The organism is Methylobacterium fujisawaense (assembly GCF_014138435.1).
Lineage (GTDB): Bacteria > Pseudomonadota > Alphaproteobacteria > Rhizobiales > Beijerinckiaceae > Methylobacterium > Methylobacterium fujisawaense.
This window is the reverse complement of sequence record NZ_JACJIM010000005.1, coordinates 467077-492534: the sequence shown is the minus strand read 5'-3', so window position 1 is coordinate 492534 and position 25458 is coordinate 467077. Positions and strand designations below refer to the sequence as shown.

29 protein-coding genes are annotated in these 25458 nt (G+C 70.3%); 18 read left to right on the top strand and 11 right to left on the bottom strand.

The features are described from left to right. The first annotated feature begins 7 nt into the window (after positions 1-7). The 5 genes from GGQ91_RS18110 to GGQ91_RS18090 are packed head-to-tail and all read left to right on the top strand — an operon-like array spanning position 8 to position 3811. Entirely contained in the window at positions 8-367 is a 360-nt protein-coding gene (locus tag GGQ91_RS18110) for an ArsR/SmtB family transcription factor (RefSeq protein WP_050735115.1), read from the top strand. After that, positions 360-887 (top strand): arsenate reductase ArsC, encoded by a 528-nt coding sequence (locus GGQ91_RS18105; protein WP_050735114.1) that lies wholly within the window; start codon positions 360-362, stop codon positions 885-887. The genes GGQ91_RS18110 and GGQ91_RS18105 overlap by 8 nt, the downstream gene beginning before the upstream one ends. Beyond that, positions 887-1312, top strand: a complete 426-nt coding sequence (gene arsC / locus GGQ91_RS18100; RefSeq protein WP_050735113.1) for an arsenate reductase (glutaredoxin) — start codon at positions 887-889, stop codon at positions 1310-1312. The genes GGQ91_RS18105 and arsC overlap by 1 nt, the downstream gene beginning before the upstream one ends. Positions 1313-1347: 35 nt before the next feature. Continuing rightward, complete coding sequence (locus tag GGQ91_RS18095) at positions 1348-2643, top strand: arsenic transporter (protein ID WP_050735112.1); 1296 nt, start codon at positions 1348-1350, stop codon at positions 2641-2643. 7 nt (positions 2644-2650) lie between these two features. After that, positions 2651-3811 (top strand): MFS transporter, encoded by a 1161-nt coding sequence (locus GGQ91_RS18090; RefSeq protein ID WP_050735111.1) that lies wholly within the window; start codon positions 2651-2653, stop codon positions 3809-3811. A 242-nt stretch (positions 3812-4053) separates the two neighbouring features. Here GGQ91_RS18090 and GGQ91_RS18085 read toward each other — a convergent pair whose 3' ends face one another. From GGQ91_RS18085 to GGQ91_RS18050, 8 genes are all read right to left on the bottom strand, one after another. Next, positions 4054-4530 carry a DUF411 domain-containing protein gene (locus tag GGQ91_RS18085; RefSeq protein ID WP_132253035.1) on the bottom strand — a complete coding sequence of 159 codons (477 nt, stop codon included), beginning with the start codon at positions 4528-4530 and terminating at the stop codon, positions 4054-4056. Between the two features lie 20 nt (positions 4531-4550). Beyond that, positions 4551-7703, bottom strand: coding sequence for an efflux RND transporter permease subunit (locus tag GGQ91_RS18080; protein ID WP_132253030.1), 3153 nt, complete (start codon positions 7701-7703; stop codon positions 4551-4553). Further along, positions 7700-9223, bottom strand: a complete 1524-nt coding sequence (locus tag GGQ91_RS18075; protein ID WP_050735109.1) for an efflux RND transporter periplasmic adaptor subunit — start codon at positions 9221-9223, stop codon at positions 7700-7702. Before GGQ91_RS18075 ends, GGQ91_RS18080 begins: the two co-directional genes overlap by 4 nt. Next, positions 9220-9624, bottom strand: a complete 405-nt coding sequence (locus GGQ91_RS18070; RefSeq protein ID WP_050735155.1) for a FixH family protein — start codon at positions 9622-9624, stop codon at positions 9220-9222. Before GGQ91_RS18070 ends, GGQ91_RS18075 begins: the two co-directional genes overlap by 4 nt. Positions 9625-9705: 81 nt before the next feature. Then, complete coding sequence (locus GGQ91_RS18065; RefSeq protein ID WP_050735108.1) at positions 9706-10119, bottom strand: hypothetical protein; 414 nt, start codon at positions 10117-10119, stop codon at positions 9706-9708. 577 nt (positions 10120-10696) lie between these two features. Beyond that, the gene (locus GGQ91_RS18060; protein ID WP_039903393.1) at positions 10697-10939 is read right to left on the bottom strand and encodes a hypothetical protein; all 243 of its coding nucleotides are present in this window, start codon (positions 10937-10939) and stop codon (positions 10697-10699) included. Between the two features lie 359 nt (positions 10940-11298). Then, positions 11299-11949: an NrsF family protein gene (locus GGQ91_RS18055; protein WP_050735107.1), complete on the bottom strand. Its 651-nt coding sequence runs from the start codon at positions 11947-11949 to the stop codon at positions 11299-11301. Beyond that, positions 11946-12500 (bottom strand): sigma-70 family RNA polymerase sigma factor, encoded by a 555-nt coding sequence (locus GGQ91_RS18050; RefSeq protein WP_039903061.1) that lies wholly within the window; start codon positions 12498-12500, stop codon positions 11946-11948. The genes GGQ91_RS18055 and GGQ91_RS18050 overlap by 4 nt, the downstream gene beginning before the upstream one ends. Positions 12501-13022: 522 nt before the next feature. On the opposite strand from GGQ91_RS18050, the gene GGQ91_RS18045 reads away from it, so the two are divergent. From GGQ91_RS18045 to GGQ91_RS17995, 11 genes are all read left to right on the top strand, one after another. Next, a complete protein-coding gene (locus GGQ91_RS18045; protein WP_050735106.1) occupies positions 13023-13634 on the top strand; it encodes a DUF2231 domain-containing protein in 612 nt (203 codons plus the stop codon). A gap of 245 nt (positions 13635-13879) precedes the next feature. Further along, entirely contained in the window at positions 13880-14308 is a 429-nt protein-coding gene (locus tag GGQ91_RS18040; protein ID WP_238195257.1) for a hypothetical protein, read from the top strand. 168 nt (positions 14309-14476) lie between these two features. After that, entirely contained in the window at positions 14477-14773 is a 297-nt protein-coding gene (locus GGQ91_RS18035; RefSeq protein ID WP_007564146.1) for a hypothetical protein, read from the top strand. Positions 14774-14820: 47 nt separating this feature from the next. Next, positions 14821-16353: a TolC family protein gene (locus tag GGQ91_RS18030; RefSeq protein WP_007564144.1), complete on the top strand. Its 1533-nt coding sequence runs from the start codon at positions 14821-14823 to the stop codon at positions 16351-16353. A 41-nt stretch (positions 16354-16394) separates the two neighbouring features. Then, positions 16395-17813: a multicopper oxidase family protein gene (locus GGQ91_RS18025; RefSeq protein ID WP_043380886.1), complete on the top strand. Its 1419-nt coding sequence runs from the start codon at positions 16395-16397 to the stop codon at positions 17811-17813. Between the two features lie 163 nt (positions 17814-17976). Then, on the top strand, positions 17977-18267 hold the full coding sequence (locus GGQ91_RS18020) for a copper-binding protein (protein ID WP_007563975.1): 291 nt from the start codon (positions 17977-17979) through the stop codon (positions 18265-18267). Positions 18268-18342: 75 nt separating this feature from the next. Continuing rightward, complete coding sequence (locus tag GGQ91_RS18015; protein WP_007563973.1) at positions 18343-19053, top strand: copper-binding protein; 711 nt, start codon at positions 18343-18345, stop codon at positions 19051-19053. After that, positions 19053-19763 (top strand): transglycosylase SLT domain-containing protein, encoded by a 711-nt coding sequence (locus tag GGQ91_RS18010; protein WP_007563971.1) that lies wholly within the window; start codon positions 19053-19055, stop codon positions 19761-19763. Before GGQ91_RS18015 ends, GGQ91_RS18010 begins: the two co-directional genes overlap by 1 nt. A gap of 121 nt (positions 19764-19884) precedes the next feature. Further along, entirely contained in the window at positions 19885-20682 is a 798-nt protein-coding gene (locus GGQ91_RS18005) for a GNAT family N-acetyltransferase (protein ID WP_007563967.1), read from the top strand. 66 nt (positions 20683-20748) lie between these two features. Then, entirely contained in the window at positions 20749-22053 is a 1305-nt protein-coding gene (locus tag GGQ91_RS18000) for an ABC transporter ATP-binding protein (protein ID WP_007563965.1), read from the top strand. A 201-nt stretch (positions 22054-22254) separates the two neighbouring features. Next, on the top strand, positions 22255-22656 hold the full coding sequence (locus tag GGQ91_RS17995) for a MerR family DNA-binding transcriptional regulator (protein WP_308445189.1): 402 nt from the start codon (positions 22255-22257) through the stop codon (positions 22654-22656). Positions 22657-22785: 129 nt separating this feature from the next. Here GGQ91_RS17995 and GGQ91_RS17990 read toward each other — a convergent pair whose 3' ends face one another. Together GGQ91_RS17990 and GGQ91_RS17985 are read right to left on the bottom strand one after the other, a co-directional pair. Beyond that, positions 22786-23010 carry a GDCCVxC domain-containing (seleno)protein gene (locus GGQ91_RS17990; RefSeq protein WP_007563961.1) on the bottom strand — a complete coding sequence of 75 codons (225 nt, stop codon included), beginning with the start codon at positions 23008-23010 and terminating at the stop codon, positions 22786-22788. Further along, positions 23010-23432 carry a hypothetical protein gene (locus GGQ91_RS17985; RefSeq protein ID WP_007563959.1) on the bottom strand — a complete coding sequence of 141 codons (423 nt, stop codon included), beginning with the start codon at positions 23430-23432 and terminating at the stop codon, positions 23010-23012. Before GGQ91_RS17985 ends, GGQ91_RS17990 begins: the two co-directional genes overlap by 1 nt. 69 nt (positions 23433-23501) lie before the next feature. On the opposite strand from GGQ91_RS17985, the gene GGQ91_RS17980 reads away from it, so the two are divergent. After that, on the top strand, positions 23502-23927 hold the full coding sequence (locus GGQ91_RS17980; protein WP_007563956.1) for a MerR family transcriptional regulator: 426 nt from the start codon (positions 23502-23504) through the stop codon (positions 23925-23927). 145 nt (positions 23928-24072) lie between these two features. Here GGQ91_RS17980 and GGQ91_RS17975 read toward each other — a convergent pair whose 3' ends face one another. Beyond that, on the bottom strand, positions 24073-24618 hold the full coding sequence (locus GGQ91_RS17975; RefSeq protein ID WP_007563954.1) for a MerR family transcriptional regulator: 546 nt from the start codon (positions 24616-24618) through the stop codon (positions 24073-24075). A 67-nt stretch (positions 24619-24685) separates the two neighbouring features. Between GGQ91_RS17975 and GGQ91_RS17970 the strand changes: the two genes are divergently transcribed. Next, on the top strand, positions 24686-25441 hold the full coding sequence (locus GGQ91_RS17970) for a cation efflux transmembrane domain-containing protein (protein WP_050735098.1): 756 nt from the start codon (positions 24686-24688) through the stop codon (positions 25439-25441). The last annotated feature ends 17 nt before the right edge of the window (positions 25442-25458 follow it).

Genomic DNA, 25458 nt, shown 5'->3' with positions numbered 1-25458 from the left:
AACGAAAATGGATGAACCGCAAGCCCTCGCCGCCTTTGCGGCCCTGGCGCAGGAACACCGCCTGCGTCTGGTGCGGTCGCTCGTGACCGCCGGACCAGGCGGCCTCGCCTCCGGCGTTCTGGCCGAGGCGGTCGGCGTCTCTGCCGCGACCGTATCCCACCATCTCAAGGAGCTGAGCCATGCGGGCTTGGTCGCCTCGCGGCGCGAGGGCCGTTCGATCATCTACAGTGCTGCCTATCCGGCCCTGTCCGACCTGATCCAGTTCCTGATGCGCGACTGCTGTCAGGGCCACCCGGAGGTCTGCACCCCGGCCGTCGCCGCCCTCGCCGCCTGCAACTGCCCACCCGGAGACACCCTCTATGCCTGATCGCGTCTACAACGTCCTGTTTCTCTGCACCGGCAACTCGGCCCGCTCGATCCTGGCGGAAGCGATGCTGAACCAGGATGGGCAAGGCCGCTTCCGGTCCTACTCCGCCGGTAGCCAGCCCAAGGGCGAGCCGCATCCGCTGGCGTTGCAGACGCTACGGGAGAGCGACTACCCCGTGCACGGGCTGCGCTCGAAGTCCTGGGACGAGTTCGCCGCGCCCGGTGCTCCGGTGATGGATTTCGTGTTCACGGTCTGTGACAACGCAGCCGGCGAACCCTGCCCCTTCTGGACTGGTCAGCCCGTGACCGCTCATTGGGGCATCGAGGACCCTGCCGCTGCGGAAGGCTCGGAGATCGAGCGCAAGCGCGCCTTCGTGACAGCGCAGCGCTACCTGAAGAACCGCATCGCGGCCTTTATCGCCCTGCCGCTCGGCAGCCTCGACCAGGCGGCCCTGTCGGCCAAAGTCAGAGAGATCGGCCAACAAGCCGGTGCCACCGCGCTCCGGCCGGAGGTCGCTTGATGGACGTCATCATCTACCACAACCCGGACTGCGGCACGTCCCGCAACACCCTGGCGATGATCCGCAACGCCGGAATCGAGCCTCATGTGATCGAGTATCTGAAGACGCCGCCCGCCCGGGCGCTGCTGGTGCAGCTCCTCGCCCGGGCCGGCCTGCCCGTCCGCGACGCACTGCGGGAGAAGGGCGCGCCGTTCGCCGAGCTGGGCCTTGGCGATCCGGCATTGACCGATGCGCAGCTGCTCGATGCCATCGAGGCGCATCCGATCCTTCTCAACCGCCCGCTGGTGGTCAGCCCCAAGGGCGTGCGGCTGTGCCGGCCGTCCGAAGCCGTGCTGGACCTCCTGCCGGGGCAGCAAGGCGAGTTCGTCAAAGAGGATGGCGAGCGGGTCGTGGACGAGCACGGCCGCCGCGTCGGCACTGCCTGAACCCCAACCCCGACCCATAAGAAGAAAACGCCCGGATGCTCGCGCTCGCCATCTTCCTCGTCACCCTCGTCTTCGTCATCTGGCAGCCAAGGGGCCTCGGGATCGGATGGAGCGCGCTGGCAGGCGCGGCGGTCGCGCTCGCCACGGGGGTGATCCATCCGGGCGATATTCCGGTGGTCTGGCATATCGTCTGGGACGCCACCTTCACCTTCGTGGCGCTCATCATCATCTCGCTGCTGCTCGATGAGGCCGGTTTCTTCCATTGGGCGGCGCTGCACGTCGCCCGCTGGGGCAGTGGGTCCGGCCGGCGGCTCTTTCCGCTTGTCGTGTTGCTCGGCGCGGCCATCGCTGCGGTGTTCGCCAACGACGGCGCGGCGCTGCTGCTGACGCCGATTGTGCTGGCGATCCTGCTCCGGCTCGACTTCAAGCCGGCGGCGGCGCTGGCATTCATCGTCGCCTGCGGGTTCGTGGCCGACAGCACCTCCCTGCCGCTGGTGATCTCCAACCTGGTCAACATCGTCTCCGCCAACTTCTTCGACGTGACCTTCGGCAGGTATGCGGCCGTCATGGTGCCGGTGAACCTGGTGTCCCTGGCGGCGACCCTGGTGGTGCTTTGGGCTTTCTTCCGGCGCGACGTGCCGGCGGCCTACCCGGCGGCCGCCTTGGAGCGCCCGGTCGGGGCCATCCGCGATCCGCTGGTGTTCCGGGCGGCGTTCCCGCTGCTTGGCGTGCTCCTGCTCGCCTACTTCGTCACCGCGCCGTTCGGCGTGCCGGTGGCGGCCGTCACCTGTGCCGGTGCGGCCGTTCTTCTACTGCTTGCCGACCGGGGCAGGGTCATCCCGATCCGCAAGGTGCTGACCGGCGCCCCCTGGCAGATCGTGCTGTTCAGCCTCGGCATGTACCTCGTGGTCTACGGCCTGCGGAACGCCGGCCTGACCGACGAGCTGGCCACGGGCTTGGTCTGGCTCGCCGGCCATGGCCCGTGGGTCGCCACGGTCGGCACCGGCTTCGCGGCGGCGATCCTGTCGTCCGTGATGAACAACATGCCATCTGTGCTGATCGGGGCGCTCTCGATCCAGCAGGCGCCGGACCTGTCCCCGCTGACGCGCGAGCTAATGGTCTATGCCAACGTGATCGGTTGCGACCTCGGCCCGAAGTTCACGCCAATCGGCAGCCTCGCCACGCTGCTCTGGCTGCACGTCCTTGACAGCAAGGGCCAGAAAATCACCTGGGGCCAGTATATGAAGGTCGGGCTTGTCATCACCCCGCCCGTGCTGCTGGTCACGCTCGTGGCGCTGGCGGCTTGGCTGCCGCTTCTCGGCACCCGGTAGGCAGCCCGTGTCCGAGGCCCGCCGCTGGCCGGTGATCTCCGCCCTCGGCGTCGTGCAGATCCTCACCTGGGGCTCGTCGTTCTACCTGCCGGCGGTGCTTGCCGGCCCGGTCGCCGAAAGCACCGGCTGGCCGCTCGCCTGGGTCGTCGGCGGACTGTCACTCGGCCTGCTGGTCGCCGCGTTCGCCTCGCCGCATATCGGGACGGCGATCCACCGCCACGGCGGCCGGCCCATCCTGGCGCTGGCCGCGCTGCTGCTGGCTGCCGGGCTGACCATGCTGGCGCTGGCTCCGATCCTGCCGGTCTACCTCGCCGGCTGGCTGCTGCTCGGCCTCGGCATGGGTTGCGGCCTGTACGATCCGGCATTCGCGACCCTCGGCCGGCTCTACGGCGCGGCGGCGCGGCCGGCGATCACCACCCTGACCCTGTGGGGCGGGTTCGCCAGCACCGTTTGCTGGCCACTTTCCGCCTTCCTGGTCGCGCATTTCGGATGGCGCGGTGCCTGCCTGGCCTATGCCGGCCTGCACCTCGCGGTGACGCTACCGCTTGTCCTCCTTCTGATCCCCAAGGCCCCGGCACCGCCGTCGGCGGGGCATCACCAGGACCGAACCGGCCCGCTGTCCGCGAAGGAACGGCGGGCGTTCCGGCTGTTCGCCGGCGTGCTGATAATCGGCGGCGCGATCATGTCGCTTGTTTCGGTGCACCTGCTGACGCTCCTGCAGGCGCGGGGCGTGGCGCTCGCTTCGGCCGTCTCCTACGGGGCGCTGATCGGCCCGGCTCAGGTCGGCGCCCGCGTCGCGGAAATGTCGTTCAAGGGCCGGCACCATCCCCTGTGGACCCCGACCGCAGCCCTTGGCCTCGTCGCCCTCGGCCTGGTGCTGCTCGCCGGCGGCCTGCCCGGCGTCGGGGTCTGGCTGGTCCTCTACGGCGGCGGCAACGGCATCTATTCGATTGCGCGGGGCACGGTGCCCTTGGCCCTGTTCGGCCCCGTTCGCTATCCGCTGGTCGTCGGCCGCTTGGCACGGCCGGGGCTGATCGCGCAGGCGCTAGCGCCGCCGGCCGGCGCTTTCGTGCTGACCTACGCCAGCCCGGATGCCCTTTGGTGGCTCCTGCTCATCCTCGGCCTCGCCAACCTCGGACTTGTCGGCGGGTTGTGGCGGACACGGTAATCGCTCCACCGCTTCGGCAGCTATGGGAACTCGGTCGCGCTTCAGCATCCTTGGCTTCGACTTCCCAGTCCCCGGGACAATCGCCCCCCACGCCGTCCGTCCGCTTCGGCCAGGGTGGGCGGACCGGCCGGCCGACCAAGCTCCGCGAGAAGCCGGGCATCGGCTCCTGGGGGGATGCCTCAACGTCGGTTCACCGCCCCGAACGAGTACGGTGACGGCGAGCGCCCGCGCGACGGCTGCGCTCAAGCCGGCGCGCCTCCACGATAACGGGCGAAGGCGCCGCGCCCCTCCGGCCCGAACAGGACCACCTCGTAGATGTCGGGCTCCCTGCCCTCGACCTCCATGCCGGGCGAGCCGGCCGGCATGCCCGGAACGGCCAGCCCGGTTCCGTTCGGGCGCTCGGCCAACAAGCGCCTGATGGCGTCCGCCGGCACGTGTCCCTCGACCACGTAGCCGTCAACGAGAGCGGTGTGGCAGGAGGCGAGGTCCCTCGGCACGCCGAGACGCGCCTTCACCGGGTTCACGGGACCCTCGGTCACCGTCACCGTGAAGCCGGCCTGTCGCAGGTGGTCCACCCACTTCGCGCAGCAGCCGCAACTCGGGTCCTTCGTCACGGCGACGGTCGGCAGGCTCTCCCCCATCACGGGTCGTCCGAGGGACACTCCCGCCGCCAAGCCCGCGAGCACGGCACGCCGGGACGGCATCATGTCTGACTTCATCATTCGCTCCTGTCGATTCCTCATTCGGCCGCCAGAGGCATCCGTGCACCCTCCGCGGCGGCCTCCGGCAACCCGCGACCTTTCACCAACGCGTAGACGGCCGGAATCACGACGAGGGTCAGCACGGTCGAGGACACCATCCCGCCGATCATCGGCACGGCGATGCGCTGCATGACCTCGGAGCCCGAACCGGTGCTCCAGAGGATGGGCAGGAGACCCGCCATGATGGCGACCACCGTCATCATCTTGGGCCGCACCCGCTCGACGGCGCCGACCATGATGGCCTGCCGCAAGTCCTCGCGCGTGAGGGGGCGTCCCTCACGCCGGCACCCTGCCCGGACCTCGTCGAGGGCGTGGTCGAGGTAGACCAGCATGATCACGCCGGTCTCGGCCGCGACGCCGGCGAGCGCGATGAAGCCGACCGCCACCGCCACCGACATGTTGAAGCCCATCCACCACATCAGCCAGACGCCGCCGACGAGCGCGAACGGCAGCGAGAGCATGACGATGAGGGTCTCGGTCAGACGGCGGAAGTTCAGGTAGAGGAGCAGGAACACGACGAGCAGCGTCAGCGGCACAACGATCCTGAGGCGGGCTTCGGCGCGCTCCAGGTACTCGTACTGCCCGCTCCACTGCAGCGTCGTGCCCTGGGGCAACCTGACCTCCCTGTCGACCGCGGCCCGGGCGTCGGCCACGTAGCCGCCGAGGTCGCGCCCAGTGAGGTCGACGAAGATGTAGACCGCGAGCTGGCCGTTCTCGGTCCGGATCGAGGTCGGCCCCCGGGTAAGCTCGACCTTCGCGACCTCGCCGAGCGGCACCGTCCCGCCGGCCGGCAGCGGCACCTGCACCTCGTCGGCGATGGCCCGCGGGTCGGAGCGGAAGGCGCGCGGGTAGCGTACGTTGACGGTGTAGCGCTCGCGGCCCTCGACCGTGTTGGTGACGCTCTGCCCGCCGAGAGCCGAGGCGACCACGTCCTGGACGTCGCCCACCATGAGCCCGTAGCGGCCGAGCGCCTCCCGGTCGGGCGTGATGTCGAGGAAGTACCCGCCGATGACCCGCTCCGCGTAGGCACTCGACGTGCCCGGCACGTCGCGCACCACTGCCTCGACCTGACGGGCGACCTTCTCCATGGCGCCGAGGTCGGTGCCGAGCACCTTGATGCCGACCGGCGTCCGGATGCCGGTCGAGAGCATGTCGATGCGGGCCCGGATCGGCTGCGTCCAAGCATTCGAGACGCCCGGGAACTGCAGCGCCCGGTCCATCTCCGCCTTGAGGCTCGCGAGCGTCACGCCCGGGCGCCACTCGGCCTTAGGCTTGAGGCTGATGATGGTCTCGGCCATCTCCATCGGCGCCGGGTCGGTCGCGGTGCTGGCGCGCCCGGCCTTGCCGTAGACCGAGGCGACCTCGGGGAAGGACTTGATGATCCGATCCTGGGTCGCCAGCAACTCGCCCGCCTTCGTCACCGAGATGCCGGGCAGGGTCGTCGGCATGTACATCAGCGTCCCCTCGTCGAGTTCCGGCATGAACTCCGAGCCGAGCTGGCGCGCCGGCCAGACGGTGACCGCCAGGACGCCGAGGGCGAGCAGGATGGTGGGCAACCGCGCCCGCAGTACGCCTGCGATGACCGGGCGATAGAGCCAGATCAGGAGCCGGTTCACCGGGTTGCGATGCTCCGGGACGATCCGTCCGCGCACGAACAACACCATCAGCGCCGGCACCAGGGTCACCGACAGGAGCGCCGCCGCCGCCATGGCGAAGGTCTTGGTGAGCGCGAGCGGCCCGAACAGGCGCCCCTCCTCGCCCTCCAGGGTGAAGATGGGCAGGAAGCTCACGGTGATGATGAGGAGTGAGAAGAACAGCGAGGGGCCGACCTCGCCCGCCGCCTCGACCAAGATCTCGACCCGCGGCTTGTCCGGCGGCGCCCGCTCCAGGTGCTTGTGGGCGTTCTCGATCATCACGATGGCCGCGTCGATCATGGCGCCGACCGCGATGGCGATGCCGCCGAGCGACATGATGTTGGCGCCCAGCCCCAGCGCCTTCATCCCGGCGAACGCCATCAGGATGCCGACGGGCAGCATCAGGATGGCGACCAGCGCGCTTCGGACGTGTAGGAGGAACACGATGCATACGAGGGAGACGACGACGCTCTCCTCGACAAGCGTGTGCCGCAGCGTCTCGATGGCCGCGTCGATGAGTTGCGAGCGGTCGTAGACCGGCAGGATCTCGGTGCCGGCCGGCAGGCTTTTCGCCACCTCCGCGAGCTTCGCCTTCGCGTTCTCGATGACGGTCAGGGCGTTCGCGCCGAACCGCTGCAGGACGATGCCGCCGGCGACCTCGCCGTCACCATTCATCTCGGTGATGCCCCGCCGCTCGTCAGGCCCGAGTTCGACCCGGGCGACGTCCCGCACCCGCAGGGGAGCACCACCGGTGGTCTTCAGGACGATGTTGTCGATGTCGGCCACGCTCCGCAGGTAGCCGCGTCCGCGCACTATGAACTCGAACTCGGAGAGCTCGACCGTGCGGCCGCCGACGTCGGCGTTGCTCGCCCGGATCGCGTCCCGGAGCTTGTTGAGCGAGATCCCCTGCGCCCGTAGGCGGTTCGGGTCGACCACGACGTTGTACTGCTTGACGAAGCCGCCGACGCCCGCGACCTCGGCCACGCCCTCGGCCCGCGACGCCCCGAAACGGACCACCCAGTCCTGGAGGGAGCGCAATTCCGCGAGCGTGCGCTCCTTGGCCACGACCACGTACTGGTAGACCCAGCCGACGCCGGTGGCGTCCGGACCGAGGGTCGGGGTCACGCCCGCCGGCAAGCGGCTGGCGGCCGCGTTGAGGTACTCCAGCACTCGACTACGGCCCCAGTAGGGATCGGTGCCGTCCTCGAAGATCACGTAGACGAAGCTGACCCCGAAGAACGAGAAGCCGCGCACCACCTTCGCCTTCGGGACCGTCAGCATGGCGGTCGTGAGAGGATAGGTGACCTGATCCTCGACCACCTGCGGGGCCTGGCCCGGGTACTCGGTGTAGACGATGGCCTGCACGTCCGAGAGGTCGGGGATGGCGTCGAGCGGCAGCGTTCGCAGCGCCATGACGCCAGCGGCCACGGCGAACACGGTGCCGACCAGCACCAGGACGAGGTTGCGGGCCGACCAGCCGATGAGGCGCGCGATCATGGCTTGCCCTCAAGGTTCGAGGCCTGCCGGTCGCTCGCCTTCGGGGCGGACATGGACTGAAGCGCCGCCTTCAGGTTGCTCTCGGCGTCGATCAGGAAGTTCGCCGCCGTGACGACCCGGTCGCCGGCGTCGACGCCCTCGCGGACCTCGACGTAGCCCGTGCCGCGAACCCCGACCTTGACCTCGCGGGGCTCGAAGCGCCCCCCGCCCCTGTCGAGCAGCACCACCTGCCGTGCACCTGTGTCGATGACCGCGTCGTCGGGCACCGCCACGACGGGCTTGCCCGCCCCCGTGGCGATCTCGACCTCGGCGTACATGTCCGGCAGGAGCGCGCCGTCCGGGTTCGGCAGCTCGATGCGCACCCGCGTGGCCCGGGTGTCCGGGTTTACCTGCGGATAGATCACCCCGACCTTGCCGGAGAAGGTCCGGCCCGGGGCCGAACGCAGGCGCACGGTCACGGCCTGTCCGGCGCGAACCCCGGCCAGGTCGCGCTCGGGCACGTCGGCCAGCACCCACATGACCGAGATGTCGCCGATCCGGAACAGGGTGTCGCCGGCCGCGGCCTTCATGCCCTCGACGGCCGAGCGCTGCAGCACCAAGCCGTCCCGGGCCGACGACCAAGTGATGGCCATCGGCACCTTCCGGGTGCGCTCCATGTCGTCGATGACGGCCTCGGAGACGTTGAGGTTCTGCAGGCGTCGCCGAGCTCCGTCGAAGCCGGGGTTGGCGATGAGCTGCGCGGCGGCGGAATTGATGTCGGGGGAGTAGACGTGGACCAGCGGCTGGCCCTTGCGGACGCGGTCGCCGGTGGTGACGTCCTCGACATGGTCGACGTACGCGTCCGACCGGGTCGCGATGACCGTCACGCGCCGCTCGTCGAGGGCGACGGTACCGGGCACGCGCACCGGCTGCGCCACCACCCGCCGCTCCACGGTTTCGGTTCGGACGCCGGTCCGCTGGACCTTGCCGGGGGAGACCGTCACGACGTTGCCGCCCTCGTCCTCGCCCGCGTAGACGGGGATGTAGTCCATCCCCATCGAATCCTTTTTCGGGGTCGCCGAGGTGTCCGGCAGGCCCATCGGGTTGCGGTAGTAGAGCACCTTGCGCGTGCCCCGGTCGGGCTTTCCGGCCGCCGCCGTTCCAGGCGCCGCCATGCCGTGCCCGGTCACGTCGTGGCCGGCCATGTCGGGGGATGTCGTCTCGCTCCCTTGTGCCTGGTCGAAGCGCACGTCCTCGCTGGCCCGAACCGCCCGGAAGTCGTGCCCCTCCGCAGTCGTTCTCGGCGACGCGGAGTAGACCGGCTTCCCATCCGGATCCTGGTAGTAGACCACCGGACCCGTGACCTTCGGCGGCGCCGGTGCCTGCGGACCCGGCATGCCGGTCGGCAGCCAGTGGGCGAACTCGGTCCGTGCGCGCTCGACGAGGACCGGAACGGGGCTGCCATCGCGCCCCGCCCAGTACCCGGTGCCCCCCGCCGCCAACGCGGCGAGGATCCCGGCGAGCCATGCCGAGCGGCTCACTTGACCGCCTGGAAGACGAGCCTGTCCTCGACGGTGCCGGTTTCGCCCTGGACCTTCGCCCCCAGCGAGAGCCGCCAGCCCCCGGCCATCGTGAGCTTCGCCTTGAAGCGGTAGATGCCAGGCTCCGTCGACGGGACCTGCTCGATCGTCGAGGTCATCTCGTCCATGCTGTCGGGCGCCATGTCGATGCGCTTGGCGAAGATCACCGCGTCCGGAACGGGCTTGCCGGTGCGCTTGTCCATGAGGCGCACCGAGAGGATGGTCTCGCCGACCTTCGCCTCCGTCCGGGTCGGCTCGAAGGCGTAGTCCTTGATGCCGGCGAGCGCCGGCAGGGCCGGGACCGACAGCGCGGCGCCGAGCAGCGCGGCACCGAGGGCGCGCGCGAAGGGGTACGTGGTCACGGATTTCGTCTCCTGAACGCGATGGATGGCCACGCGCGGACGCGCGGCGTCGTGCCGGCGTTCACGCCGGCGGCATCGGGCTCAGGCTCGGGGGGGCTCAGGTAGGGGGCGGCCGGACAGGCTGGCGAAGGACGCCGCATCGGGCCACACCCGGCTCGTCCGCGTCGCCACCGGGGCCGGGACGGACGCCGCGGTCGGCAGGAGGGAGGCGACGCTGGCGAGGCAGAGCGCCAAAAGCGGACAGCCGGCCTTGGCGCAGTCGGGCTTCGCCACCTTCCCGGGCGGGCAGCACGGCATGTCGGCCATGTCCGCGTCGCCCACGTCCATCCCCTCCATCTCGGCATGGGCAATGGCCGAGGTCGCCTCAGGCGCGGCTTGCGCCATGATGAACGCGCGCATCCCCGCGGCGGCCGCGGGCGCGGCCACCGGCGTCAGGGCGAGGCTGAGTACCGCCAGGAGCGGCAACAGTCGCCGAAGGGCGATCAAGAACGTCACGCAGGTACGATGCCAGCTTTTCGATCCGGGCGGAAGGCCAGTGTCACGGGAGACGGCGCGTCTCAAGTCTTGAGGGTCAAGGTTTCGTTCCGTCGGGCGGTCGATCCGCCGACCGACCTCGCCGGGCGGGCGTCTCGGCGACCCGTTTCTCGTGAGCCCGCCGGACCGCGCCATGGCGCGTCCGGCCTGCCGTGCCATGGCCGTCCCCGAACGGCAGGCAGAGGCCGGATCGAGGCCGCTACCCATGGAAGCCGCATCGACACCGTCGGTCCCCTGGCAAGCCCGCGGACATGGTGTGGCCGTCTGCCGGGCGCGCAATCTGGAAGGCGGTCAACAGGGGAATGGTCGCGTGCATCGCAGGCGTGAGCCGGTCGTCGCCCTCGGGCTGTTGCGCTGGCCGCCCATCGCAAGGGCGCAGGTTCCGGGCTCCCGGCATCCGCGCGCGTGCTGTCCGGGCATCTGGGAAACCTACCGCACACTTGGCCCTCCGCGCGGTAGGCGGTGCAGGGCGGCGCGCCAAACCTCACCCCGTACAACCCCAATCGGCCGGTCCGGCGGTTCGGACCCCGCGGGAGGTTCAGAAGTGCTGGGCGGGGGGTGCCGACCGGGCGGCGGCAGGGCGACGGGGCACCGCGCTGATCGATCCGGTCGTCAGGCCGACGTCCGGAGCTTCGACCTGAGGCGTTTCGGTCCGTTGCGATTGATGCGTCTGGGGCAGAAAACGGGGTGGGACGTTGTCCATCCATCCCGCGAGCGCGTAACCCGGCAGTCCGGCGAGCATGGCGATTCCTGCAAAGGCGGGGATGATCTTGCTTTTCATGGCGGAACCCGTTGATCTGACGAGAAGCTTGCCGCTCCTTGTCTTTAAGTCCGGATGTCTTGGACGTACCGTTACAGCGCGCTGCGAACCTTTGTGGGGTTGGGCCGGGGTCGCCCGGCGCGGCGCCTCGCTCACCGGGGGGATGATCCTGCAAGCGATTGTGGGATGCGCGGCGGCCGCATTGCCTCGCGCGGCCGGGCGGGTGGGAGGGTCATGCCCGTCGTCGTGCCGGATCCCATCCGCGGCGATACCGCAGCGAGGCCCGTGACATGAAGCGTCGGCCGGCGACAGGCCCCCAAACCGTCGCGTCGCCCCTTGAACCCCGGCAGGCGATCCGGAGGATGTTCCGAACCGGCTCGCTACCAGCGAAGGAGGCGCGGTCCCAGGAGCGCTCCGACGAGCGTGCACATCGCGATCGTCCCCCCGTACCAGACGGCGACGAACGGTACGGTATCGTCCATGCAGTGCAGTGAATAGCCGAGCGCGCTCACGGCTCCCGCGGAGAGGCCGACCAGGGCACCCGCCCGCACGAGATCCGTCGGCGCTCCGAACCGTCGAACCGCCCAGGTGACGACGGCGAACGGCACGACGGCGATCACGGGGATCGAGATGAGGCATTCGAGCCAGGTGTGACCGGATACCATGCCGTGCCAATGTTCGGTCGGCGCCATCAAAAGGCTCACGCACGCCAGCGCCGCGACCACGAGGAACGGCAAGGCGGCGACCCCGAGATGGACGCGGCTCTCGCCGCCGGGCCTGACCGCCCTGACGAGATACCGGAGCGCGAGACTCCCGACCGCGGCCGCGAACGAGAACTTGAACGCGAGGAACAGGAGCGGCCGGACCTCGGTCAGGCCGGGACGCAGGCCCAGAAACGCCAGCGCCAGGCACAGCGCGGCCGTCGCGCCGACCGCGACCGCCAGCGCGAGCCGGCGGGTCATCCAGGGGGCCCCGACCGGTTCGCGCTCGAAGCTGGCGCCCAGCAGGCCGATGAGTTCGTCGGTCTTCATCTCGCCTTGCCTCCCACGAGATTGGCCAGGGTCTTCAGGCCGCGGTGGACGCTCACCTTGATCGCGGTCTCGGACATCCCGGCACGTTCGGCCGCCTCGGCGGCGCTCAGGCCCTCGACCTTCGTCGAGAGGATCGCGTTCCTCATCTTGGGCGGTAGGTGCGCCAGGAGGCGCTCGACGTCGAGCGAGCTCTCCGCCGCGACATGATCGTCGCGAGCCACCAGCACGCCGGCATCCTCGACCGGGACGTCGGCCGCGGCCGTACGCGTACGCCGAAAATGGTCGATGAGCTTGTAGCGGGCGATGGCGTGGATCCACGGCGTCACCGGTTGCGTGACGTCATAGGTGTGCCGCCGCACATGGATCACCATCAGCGTCTCCTGGACGAGATCCTCCGCCTCGGTGTCGGTACGGCCGGAGCGAGCCAGCTTGCCTTTGTAATACGCGCGTAGGTGCGACCCGAGCCGCCCCAGGAAGCGCCGGTAGTCGGCCGCGCTGCCCGCAAGGCTGGCGATGAGCAGCGCGCGCAGTTCCTCTTCCACCTGCAGCACCGGGACTAGGCGGGCCGGTTCGTAGCCGCTGAGCGGATGTCAGAGATACGTCGCATGTTCCGCCACCCCACCGTGTCCTCACGACCGCAGCACCATCCTGTAGGAGCGTGTCGTACGGCGATCTGCGCCCTGAGGCTCGTCGGCCGAAAGCGACGTATGATCGGCCGCGCCGCTCGGAGAACAATCCGCAAGCGGCCGCCGAAACGTTACAGCGCTCGCGGCATGCCCGGGAGCGTAGGCATGTGCCGCGCATAATTGCCAAGCCTATGCCCCGATCTTAGACCCAGCCGTACCCGACGCCACGGGCCGGGCGGGAAGCCTCCGGAGCCTCGCCGCCGGCGCTCTCCCTTCGCATGGACAGGCTTGCCGAGAGCGCCGCGGAGAGGGCGGTCTCCGATCCGGGGAAGACGGCGGGCTCGGCCCGGGGCCGGCGTTCGGCGCCATCGCTTTTCCCCTCACCGCGGGCGGTCCGGGCAAGAAGCCGGCCCGTCCCGCCATCGACGTTTTCCTAGGAGTACGATCATGATCGAGGTGATCCCGAACTGGCATCCGGTCGCGGTCCATTTCACGGTCGCCCTCCTCATCACGGCCAGCGTCCTCTTCGCCGCGGGGACCCTGTTCAGGAAAGCGGCATCGGGAGGCGCGCTCACGGCCGCCGCCCGATGGAACCTCGCGATCGGCGCGGCAGTCACGGTCGCGACCCTCGCCACGGGTTGGTCGGCGTACAACACGGTCGATCACGACGCGCCCTCGCACGCGAACATGACCGTCCACCTTCGCTGGGCCGTCGCCACCGCGCTCGTGTTCCTCGCCGCCGCCGGCGTCGCCTGGCTGGAGCGCCGGAAGGTCGCAGGCGCGGGCGTCCTGCTGCTGGTGCTCCTCGCCGGAGGTTCCGGGGCCCTCGTGGTCACGGGCTGGCTCGGCGGCGAGAACGTCTACCGTTACGGCCTGGGCGTCATGGCGCTCCCGAGATCGGGCGACCACGTCCACCCCGCAAGCGGCGGCCATCCCCATGAGCACGGCCACGACCACGAGACCGCGGACGCCCCAAAGACGCCCGATGCCGCCGCGGGCAAGGTAGTGACGCGCCCGGCGCCGGACGCCCCCTCCACACCGCACGAACACGCTCATTGACGGACGGGCCGCGGTGATACCCGTCCCGGGTACCCCCAAGCGCCCGTCGCATGAACGCGGCGGGGGTCCTGGCACCGGTGTGGCGGTCAATCCGCCGAGTGCGGCTTCGCCGTCGACACCGGCATGTGGCGAACTTCCAACACGCTGAGTTTGTGGGACATCGGTCGAGCACCACGGATTGCAGCTTCCACCCCGGCGTGAGAATGTCCGCGAAGATTAGGCAGGGGCCCTGATCAGTGAATGTCGTGCGCGCATTGCTGCTTGCCGTACTCGCCTTGGCCTTGGCCATCGCGCCGGCAGCGCCGTGCACCATGGGCCGGCAGTCGATGGCTCACCGCCACATAGCAGCCGCCGCGGCGACGCCTCTCGCGCACGCCGCCGGCGCCTTGGGCGGCCAGAACGAGCCGGACGAGGCTGGGATACGGGGGACTTCCCTCGCCGTGCCGGCGGCGGCCGCCGACGAAGGATGCCCCGGCCATCGGCATCGCCCCAAGCATCCTCCCTGCCCGGCGACCTGCTGCCCGCTCGCGTGCCAAGCCGCGCTTCCCACCCTGCCATGGGCGAGCATCACCCTGGAATTTCATCCGTCCGAGCGGGTCCTGATCGTCCAGGTGGACGGGGCCGTCGACGCGCATCCGCTACGGATCGAGCGGCCGCCGAGGCGCCAAGCGTGACGCGCGGGCGGATCTAGCGCCCGCCCCCGGCCGCTCCGAAGGGACGGCCTCGCACACCCACAACGAGCCGACGCCTTCGCCGGGCGCGACGCCGTCGCCGCTCGACCCGCGGCCCGTGCCACGCCTGGGCCTGCCTTCGGCCGTCCGCCTCACCTCGGGAAATCCAAGATGTTCAAGTTGCCGAGACCGGCCGCGCTCGCGGCGGTCCTGCCGCTCGCCGGCTGCATGCCCGCCGCCGTTCCCGCCGGGCTCGTCCTGCCCTCGGAGCCGGACATCCCGGTCCGGCCGCCCCGCTACGCGAAGGTGACGCAGGGCGTGAAGGATTTCGGCGTCGTCGACCCAAAGGATTGGCGCGAGCTCAATCGCCAGGTCGCGCCGAAGGCCGGGTCCGGCGGTACGGGGGGCATGCCGGGCATGGACGGGATGCCCGGCATGGGCGGCAAGCGCGATTCGGGGGGCCGGTGATGGCCCGTCGCTGTAACCAAACGGGCGGCGGCGCCGGACTACCGGGCATGAGTGGCACGACGACCGCGCCGGGACACGCCGGTACGAGCGCGCGACCGCCGGACGAGGCCGTCCGGGGGCGGTTCGTGCGCGTGGCCGCGAGCATCACCGGCCTCGGCCTCGCCTTGGCAGGCTGCGCGAGCTTCTCGCCGGACGCGGGCCTCTCCGTGGCCGGCGGCTACGCGGCGCTTGAACTGCGCAAGGACATCGTGAAGGCGGACGACCAGGGCGTCGCGCCGAGCGCGGACGCCCGCGTGGACGCGTTGCTGCGCCGTCCCTTGACCGCCGACGGCGCGGTGCAGGTCGCGCTCCTGAGGAACCGGGGCTTGCAGGCCGCCTTCAACGACCTCGGCGTCTCCGAGGCGCAGTACGTGCAGGCCACGCTGCCGCCCTCGCCGCGCCTCTCGATCACGCAATGGGGATTGGGTTTCAACACGGAGATCGAGCGCTCCGTCGCCGCCAGCGTGCTGGAGTTGGCTACGCTCCCGGTGCGCGCCGAGATCGCGCGGCAGCGGTTCACGGCCGACCAGTACAACGCGGCGGAGCAGGTCCTGCGGCTCGGGGGCGAGGCGCGCCGGCAATTCTACCGTACCGTCGCGGCCAACCAGGCGACCGCCTTCCTCGAACAGGCGCTGGCCGGCGCGGAATCCGCCTCGACGCTGGCCAAGCAGCTGGGCGAGACGGGGGCTCTGAACAAGCTGGAACAGGCGCGCGAGCACGCCTTCTACAGCGAGTTGGGCGCGCAGCTCGCTAAGGCGCGGGTGCAGCAACGCGCCGAACGGGAGCGGCTGACCCGACTGCTCGGTCTCTGGGGGCGGGACATCGATTTCCGCCTGCCCAACGGCCTGCCGCCCCTGCCCGGGAGGCTCGTCGACGGGCACGCCATCGAGGCCGAGGCGATGATCAAGCGGGCCGACGTGCAGGCAGCCCGCTTCGAGCTGCAATCGCTCGTGGGGCAGTTCGGGCTGAACCAGGCCAGCGGCTTCGTCAGCGTCTTCGATGCGGGCTTCGCGAACCGGTTCTCGCGGTCGAGGACCGCGGGGGGCGAGGGCGGTGCCCCGAAGGTCGACAAGGCCAGCCTGAACGGGTTCTCGGCGGATCTCGTCATCCCGATCTACGACTTCGGGGCCACCGCTGTCCGGGGGGCGCAGGAAAGCTACCTCGCCAGCGCCAACCGCCTCGCCGAGCGCGCGGTCAACGCCCGCTCCGAGGTGCGCGAGGCTTACCAGCGCTATCGCGGCCAGTACGACATCACTCGGCATTACCAGACGAGCGTCCTGCCCCTGCGGCGGACGATCCAGGACCAGGCGCTGCTCCAGTACAGCGGCATGCTGCTGGACGTCACGACGCTGATCGTCGACGCCCGGGCCAGGATCCTGAGCAACATCCAGGCGATCGAGGCGCAGCGCGACTTCTGGATCGCGGCGACCGACCTCAAGGCGGCGACCGTCGGCGGCGGGTTCTCGGGGGGCAACTTCGGCGGCGAGGCCGCCGGGGGCACCCCGGGCACGAGCCTCGCCGTCGCGACGCCCGGCGGCTGAGGTCGGGGGCCCGCGCCGCCCATGACATTCGGAGGGAAACCATGACCGACATCTCGCGCAGAGGGATCCTGGGAGCGGGCGGCCTCGTGCTCGCCGGCACGTCGATGATCAGCGGGCGCGTCCAGGCCGCGGGCCTGCCCGAGGCCCCGATCATGGACAAGGCGACCATGCAGCCGCCGCTCTATCCGACGAGCGGGCCGGACTACCAGCCGGTGGTGACGCTCAACGGCTGGACGCTGCCGTGGCGCATGCGCGGCGACTGGAAGGAGTTCCACCTCATCGCCGAGCCGGTCGTGCGCGAGATGGCGCCCGGCATGGACGCGCGGCTCTGGGGCTACAACGGCCAGTCGCCGGGACCGACCATCGAGGCGGTCGAGGGCGACAAGGTCCGCATCTTCGTCACCAACCGCCTGCCGGAGGCGACCGCCGTGCACTGGCACGGGCAGACGCTGCCCAACGGCATGGACGGGGTCGCCGGCCTGACCCAACCCGGCATCCCGCCGGGCAAGACGTTCGTCTACGAGTTCATCCTCCGGCGCTCCGGCACCTTCATGTACCACCCGCACTCGGACGAGATGGTCCAGATGGCGATGGGCATGATGGGCTTCTTCGTCGTGCATCCGCGCGACCCCGCCGAGCGGCGGGTCGACCGCGACTTCGTCTGGCTGCTGAACGCCTACGACATCGAGGCCGGGTCCTATGTGCCCAAGGTCAACACGATGCTCAACATGAACATGTGGTGCTTCAACAGCCGGGTGTGGCCGGGCATCGATCCGATGGTCGCGCGCCAGGGCGACAAGGTCCGGATGCGCTTCGGCAACCTGACCATGACCAACCACCCGATCCACGTCCACGGCGTCGACTTCAAGGTCACCGGCACGGACGGCGGCTGGATCAACGAAAACTATCAGTTGCCGGAGGTGTCGGTCGACGTCGCGGTCGGGCAGATGCGGGCCATCGAGTTCAACGCCGACAACCCGGGCGACTGGGCGATCCACTGCCACAAGTCGCACCACACCATGAACGCCATGGGCCACAACGTGCGGACCTACATCGGCGTGAACCTGAAGAGCACGGCCAAGCAGATCCAGAAGATCGCCCCAGGTTACATGCCGATGGGTTCGACGGGCGGTGGCATGATGTCCGAGATGGAGATGCCGCTGCCCGAGAACACGCTGCCCATGATGACCGGCGCGGGCCCGTTCGGGTCGGTCGAGATGGGCGGGATGTTCACGGTCCTGAAGGTCCGTCCGGGACTGGCGGCCGGCGATTACCGCGACCCCGGTTGGTACAGGCATCCGGAAGGCACCCTCGCATACGAGTGGACCGGCGAGCCGATGCCGGAGCCGGCCCGCGCCCCGGACACCCCGAAGGCCCGGCGCGCCCGGCAGACCGACCTGCGGGTCGTCGATCCGCGGACGCGCCGCACGGCCTCGAACGCGGGCGGCCACGAGCACTAGGCGGACGCCCACAACGCGCCAGACGGCCTGCCGGAATCGCCACGAGCGAGGCAGGCGAACCCGTTCGGAACGGGAGCGATCCCGTCCGAAGTCCGCCGCGCCGGTCGCCGATCCCCTCAACGGCGCCGGCGTGGCGGTTCAATCGACCTGAGGAGAAGAAACCATGAGAAGCAAGTTCCCGCTCGCCGTCCTTTCGGCGGCCTTCCTGGCGATCGCGGCGCCTGCATGGGCGCAGTCCGTGAAGGGGACGGTGACGAAGGTAGACCCGGCCGCGGGCAAGGTCACGCTCGACCACGCGGCGATCCCGAAGCTCGACATGGATGCGATGACGATGGCGTACCCCGTCAAGGATCCCGCGATGCTCAAGGATCTGAAGGCCGGCGACAAGGTCGATTTCGACGTCGCGGAGGCCGGCGGCGCGTACACCGTCACGAAGATCCAGAAGACGAAGTAGCGCCCTGGAGGGAAGCCCCGTGCGGCTTCCGCCCGGTCCCGCGCGAGGGCTTCGGAGCCCTGAGATGGAGCAACCATGCGACGCCTGATCCTGTCCACCGCGCTCGCGGCCGCGCTCGTCGGCCCGATCCCGCAGCACGCCGGCGCGCAGCCCGCCAAGGGCGCGCCCGCAGCCCTGGAGCGGGCGCGCGAAACGATGTCGAACCGTTTCCGGGACACGAAGCTGACCGGCGACCCGGACCGGGACTTCGCGGAGCTGCTGATCGCCAGCTACGAGGAGACGTTGTTCCTGGCCAAGACGCAGCTCGACTACGGCGGAGACCGGCAGCTGCGCGAGCTCGCGCAGAAGATCCAGGACGAGCAGCAGGCCAAGATCGACGCCCTGAAGCAGTGGCAGGTCCGCAGCCGCGAGGCCGGCTACCGGCCGCAGCCGAACCAGACGCCGTCGGGCGAGGGACCGTTGGACCGTCGAGCGAAGGGCGACCCGGCCCAGGGTCAGCCGGAAACGCCCCCCGCGGAGAAGGCGGCCCCGCAGCCGGCTCCGCAGGCGACGCCGTCGAACGCCCCGCTCGTCGCCGGAACCGTCAAGAAGGTCGACGACGCCGCGGGCAAGGTGACCCTCGACCACGAGACCATCCCGAACATCGGGATGGACGCGATGACGATGGCCTACAAGGTCCAGGACCCGGCCATGCTCAAGGGCCTGAGGCCCGGCGAGCGGGTGCGGTTCTCGGCCGACCGCGTGAACGGTTCGATCGCCGTCACCCGCATCCAGAAAGCCAAGTAGTGGGATACGGCCGGAACGTCCCACGCCCGGCGGCACCTCGCGCCCTGGGCGTCCTCCTCGGCCTCGCCGCCGTTGCCGGCGCCGGGGCGGCCGCGGCGGAGGGCACCACGGGACCATCCGCGACGGCCACGGCCCCCGGGAACGCCAAGGCCCGCGGTCGCACCGCCTATGGCGAACTCCTCATGCGGGAGGCGACGGCACGCGGGGTCCCGCCCGCGCTCGCCGAGGCGGTCGCGTTCGTCGAGAGCGGCTACGACGCCGGGGCGGTCGGAACGGTCGGCGAACTCGGGTTGATGCAGGTCCGGCCGGCCACGGCGGCGATGCTCGGTCATCGCGGGCCGGCCGCGGAACTTCTCGACCCTGCCACGAACATCCGCTTCGGCGTCGCCTACCTCGCACGGGCCTGGAGCCTCGCGGGCGGCGATGTCTGCCGTGCCCTGGCCAAGTATCGTGCCGGCCACGGCGAGGAGCGCATGACGCCGCACTCCGTCGATTACTGCCGGCGCGCCCACGACCGGCTGGCCGCCATGGGGTCGCCGCTCGCGGCGGTCGCGGCGACGGCCGGTCCCGGCATCCCGCGGACATCCGCATCGAAAACCCGCGCGGCGCCGACGGCCGTCATGTTCCTCGCGAACCGGTTCTGGGCCGCGCACGTCGCGCGCGTCCGGGCCGTCGAGATCCGGACCGCCCGGATCATGGAGGGCGGCTGATGCGGCCCGAATGGGCGGCGCTCCCGCCGCTCCCCTGGGTGCGCCGGAAGGCGCCGGTCACCCGTGCGCGTCGACGCATGGCCGCCCTGGTGCGCCGGCGGCGAATGGAGGGAGGCTCGGCATGACGTTCAAGCCTTACCCGCACGCGCGCGGCGACGGCTCCCTCGGCGATGGCTTGGCGATGCTGCGCGCCAGGGTGGCCCGGCGCATCGCCCTGGGCCCCTACTCCAGGCGGGTCTCGATAGGTTTTGGGCGGAACCTGTCGGTCGCCATCGAACCGCCGGTCGCCAAAATCCCGGTGCGATTGCGCGACTTCCGGCCGGACGACCTCGCGGCCCTCTTCCCCTCCGGCGGCGACGAGGCGGCGAAACGCGAACGCGATGACGTCGAGTGGCGATTGCGTGCCGCCGCGCACGGCGTCCTGCCGAGCCGCTGCTACGTGCTCGAAGAGGTCAGGTCGGGCCGCCCGTGCCACGTCCAGTGGCTCACCGACCCGGGTTACGGCGACGCGGTCCGTCGGTCCGGGGCCCTGCCGGTTCTGGCAGCCGACGAGGCCATGCTGGAGAACGCCTTCACGCCGAAGGGCTTCCGCGGCCTGGGCGTCATGGCCGCCGCCGTGTACCTGATCGCCGAACGCGCCCGGTCACTGGGCAAGGGACACTTGGTGGCCTTCGTCGACGCCGACAACGCCGCCTCCCTCAAGGCGGTCGAACGGGCGGGCTTCAGACCCTGTTCGATCCGCACGAGACGCCAGTTCGCCTTCGGGACGTTCCGAACCGTCCGATTCGAACCGCGGGCGGGGGCCGTGGGTCGCGGCGCGCGCGCCACGCCGCGGGACGAGGGCTACGGCGCTCACCCAGGGGACGGCATCCAGTCGGAGGTGGACGCACGAGAGGCGGAGCCGCCGGATGCCGACTGAGCCCATCAATCACGCCGGGTCGCGAAGCGCGCCCTCCCCTCCCGGACATTCGGACCGATCCGCCCCGTGACGGCAATCGAAGCCATCCACGCCCTCGCCCACAGGCTCACGGGCCTCGACTACCCACACGGCCACTGGTGGATCGTCGCCGATGCCCTCCTCGTCTTCGTCGTGGCGCCTGTGTGGACCGCGTGGCTCGTCGGCCGCGCCGCGCTGCGCCGCCGTCGGCGGACGGCGGATGCTGTCGCCGCGGCGGGAGCCACCGATGCCCTGCGGGACGCCCCGTCCCGTGGCCGTCGGCATCGCGGCTTCGCGCTCCGGCCGGGACGGCGCCTGGAGGCATACGTCCTGGGTGCCACGGCGGGCATCCAGGTCCGCTTGGTCTTCCTGTCTCTCGCCACGCTGCCGGCCGCCTGGCTGACCCTTGAGATACCCAAGCACATCGTCAACCACACGCTCGACGACGCGCGGGGCGACGGGCATCCCGGCATGACGTTCCTGGGACTCCCCCTCGGCCGCACGGAACTCCTGTTCGCGCTGTGCGCCGGCTACCTCGCCGTCCTCACCGTGAACGGCCTCCTGAAGTACGCGGCGAACCGGGTCCGCGGACGCGTCAACGAGCGGGTCGTGCGACGCCTGCGCCTGGCCGTCCTGCGGCGCGTGCGGACGGAGCGCTCGGTCGAACGCCGCACGACGCTCTCCGCCGTGGCGGTCCAGGAAGTCGAGCCCATCGGCTACTTCGGCGGCAGCCTCGTCGCGGTCCCCATCGTGCAGGGGGGCGTGCTGGTCACGAGCGTCGCCTTCCTCCTGCTCCAGGACGTCGCCCTTGCCTTCGCCGCGCTGATCATGCTGCCGGTGCAGCTTACGGTCCTGCCGCGCCTCCAAAGGCGTCTGAACGCGAAGGTCCGGCAGCGCGTCCTCGCCACGCGGACGCTGGGCGCCCTCGTCACCACGCCCGAGGTCGCCGGGCGTCCGGGCCTCGCCCCTTCCGCGGCGGAGCGCGATGCATCCGCCTCGTCGTTGCGGCGCCACATGGCGCACGTCGAGGAGCTTGAGCGGCTCCGCGTCGCCATCAACGACATGAAGGGCGGCATCAAGAGCCTGTACAATTACACGTCCAACCTCACGCCGTTCTTCTTCTTCCTGATCGGCGGCTATCTCGTCGTGCAAGGCCGCCTCACGCTCGGCGCCCTGGTGGCGGCGCTCGCGGCCTACAAGGAGATCGCGCCCGCCCTCAGGGAGCTGTTCGATTTCGCCCAGGATTGGTCGGACGCGGCGGCGCGCTTCGCCGAGGTCACGCGGGCCGTCGACCTTCCGGCTGCCGTTCAGCCAGGCATCACGAGGTCGGTTTCGGCACGGGAGGCGGCCTAGCCGACGGGCGCCCAACCTGTGCCGTTCCCCGACCGCGGCCTCCCCCCGCTCCGCCTCCCGGGGCCCGCACCATACGAGGTCCTGGCGCGGCCGCCCCCGGTAGCGAAGGCGACCGCGGCCCTCGGGGCTCCACCGTCGGTGCTTCCGGCCACGGCGACGTCGCGTGCCCTAAGGCCGTCCGGCGCGGCTCGGCCGGCGGCGATGCGAGCACGCTCCGGATCACACCGGCGTTCGAGCCGAGCGAAGCGGTCGCGGGGCCGGGTCGGTCGCGGCGTCCAGACTCATCCGGGTGCGCCGACGTGCCTCGACGGAACTAGGAGTGGGGCGATGAGGATCGGGGAGGTGGCACGCGCCTGCGGGATCTCGCCCAAGATGATCCGCTACTACGTGCGGACGGGCCTGATCCCGACACCGACCCGGTCGGTGTCGGGCCTTCGGGTTTACGCCGAGGACGAGGTGCGCAGGCTGCGGTTCGTGCACGCGCGGCATCCGTCGATAGTCGCGCCGCCGCTGGCTGCCATGGGGCGCGCGTGCGCCACGTTCACAATCCTACGATTCTGGGCAGGTTTCTGGCTGCTGCGCCGGCAGTGTTTTTGTCCTTAGCGCGCCAGACTGGGACGCTTTGCATCAGGCGACCCGCACGGCGTTCGGATGGGTTTGCGCAAGCCGACCTCGGTTTTGGCGCAGCGCCACTCACCGGGTGGGCGTGATGGAGCTAAACAGTATGGCTGCTCAGCCCTTGCAGCAGCTCGCCGGTTCATTTCGTTCCTGAGCTTCCTGGATCGGCGGGCACGGGACATCGCCGTACGAGCAGAATACACAGCAATCGCCCTTCTTCGGGCGGAGCAGAGTGCCGCAGCCAGGGCATTCGTAGAAGAACTGGCAGGCGTCGGTCGGCATCGTTTCCGAAGCCCGGTGCCCACAATGCGGACAGGTCAGGATCGAGATCAGCTTCATCAGGCTGTCCGCAGCATCTTGATCAGGGCGGGCTCAAAGTAGCTCCCGGCCGCAGCGGCGGCGATGAACAGCGTGGCGAGGCTGAGAAGCACCAGGGGGGCGGATGACCGACGCGGAGCTGGGCATGATCCATCCGGCCCGCAAGCAGCCCGTCGCCGCCGCGCGTAGAAGAACCAGCCGGCGATGACCGCCAGGACGCTGACGAGCATCAGCGGCGTGCGAAGAGAGGCGAGCACGCCGAGGACCGTGAAGACCCCAGCACCGATCCCGAGGCCGCCCAAGACTATGGGCAGCACGCAGCACGACGAGGCCGCCAGGGCACCGAGCCCCGTGATGGCGCCGAGCGCAGCGATGCTGCCAACGCTGACCGCGGCCGGTTCGTGGACGGGTCGTTCGGCAGGCGGTGTCTGATCGAGGGTCATGTCTCGTATCCATCGTGATCCTCGGCTACCCTGCATCCTGTAGCCACTACAGGATCAAGGGCGATCTTCATGGGTACGGCTAAGGGGGCGCGAAGCGGGGCCCTGACCATCGGTCAATTGTCGCTGCGGACCGGCGTCAACATCGAGAACATCCGGTACTTCGAGAAGGTCGGCCTACTCCCTTCGCCCCCGCGCACCGAGGGTGGCCATCGGTCCTACGGCGTCGAGCACGAGCGCACCCTGGCCTTCATCCGTCGCGGACGCGAACTTGGCTTCACGCCGAACGAGGTTCGGGCGCTGCTCGAACTGCGTCGGCCTGGTAAGGCAACCTGCCGCGAGGGACAGGGGATCGCGAGGCACCACCTTGACCGGGTGCGTGCGAAGATCGCGGACCTGTCAAGGCTCGAACGTCTCCTGGCCGAAACCATCGAGCAGTGCCCCGGTGGGGCGGCTCCTGGATGCCCGGTGCTCGATATGATCGACCCCGCCGAGTGAGCTTCGGAGCACCCATCCGACGCCTGCATCCTCGGTAGACCCAGAGGCCCCCACCGTCGGTCCGCTCCGGCCGCGAACCAGAGCGGTTACAGGAAGCGGTCCTGGCATTCGGTTGCTTCAAACCTCGAATGTTCGGAAGTCCCAATCACGGCTGAGCCCGGCCCTCCCGAAATATCATGTCGTCTTCCTGATCGAATGTCGACGACGATGCGCTCCGGGGCCGGGCTCCCTGCTTCGCTTCCGGCCTTGTGGGACGCCGGCTCCGGGTAGCGCGGTGGCCCTCATCCTCGCAGCAGGCATGGTCCGAGAGGACCTCGATGACACGGCACTCGCCGACCCGGCCTTGGCCGCACGCGTCGGTCATGCGGGCGAGCTCGCCCTTCAGGGCCATGAGCCGCTCGATGCGGCGCTCGACCTCGGCCATGTGACGCCGGGCGATCTTGTCGACCTCGGCGCAGGAGCGGTCGGGCTGGGCGGCCAGCGCCAGTAACTCACGGATGGCGTCCACCTCGAAGCCGAGCTCGCGCGCGTGGCGGATGAAGGCCAGGCGCTCGATGTCAGCCCGCCCATAGCGGCGGCGGCCGCCTTCCGTCCGCGGCGGCGGCGGCATCAAGTCGGCCGTCTCGTAGTAGCGGATGGTCGTGGCGAGCACGCCGGTACGCCGCGACAGCTCGCCTATCGACAGCTCCATTTTTCCGCTTGCTCCTCTAGTCGCTGGAGGAAGTAGGCAGTCGTCCACGACTTGGAAAGGAGGCGTCATGGCCAAGGAGTGCTGCGGCTCGACCGTTGGCTGTCAGGCATCGAGGGCGGAACGTGCGCATCCGGCGGCGCCGCCGCAGGTCGTCGCGGGGGGCGATTGCGGCACGGGGGATGCCTGCGGCTGCTCTGGGGGCGTGCCCGTCTTCGACGGGGTCGACCCGCGCTACAAGCGCGTGCTGTGGACGGTCATCGCCGTCAACGGCGCCATGTTCCTGACCGAGATGGCCGCCGGGCACCTTGCCGGCTCGCAGGCGCTCCAGGCCGACGCCCTCGACTTCCTGGGCGACACGGTCACCTACGGCCTGAGCCTCGCGGTCATCGGAGCGTCCCTCAGGGCTCGGGCCACGGCGGCGCTCGCCAAGGGGCTGTCCCTCAGCGTGATGGCAGTCTGGGTCTTTGGCTCGACTGCCTACCACGTCCTGGTGCTCGGGGTGCCCAAGGCCGAGGTCATGGGCGTCATCGGGCTGATGGCCCTGGCAGCCAACCTCGGCTCGGTACTGCTGCTGCGCCCCTACAAGGACGGCGACGCCAACGTGCGCTCGGTCTGGCTGTGCTCGCGCAACGACGCCATCGGCAACGTCGTGGTGATGGTGGCTGCGCTCGGTGTCTGGGGTTCCGCGTCGGCCTGGCCCGACCTCGCCGTCGCGGCGGTGATGGCCGGCATCTTCCTGACCTCGTCGGTGCAGATCCTGCGGCAGGCCTGGGCGGAGTATCGCGAAGGCGCCGTCACGACGCGAACCGCGGCGTCCGGATAAGGCGCGCACCGATCCGC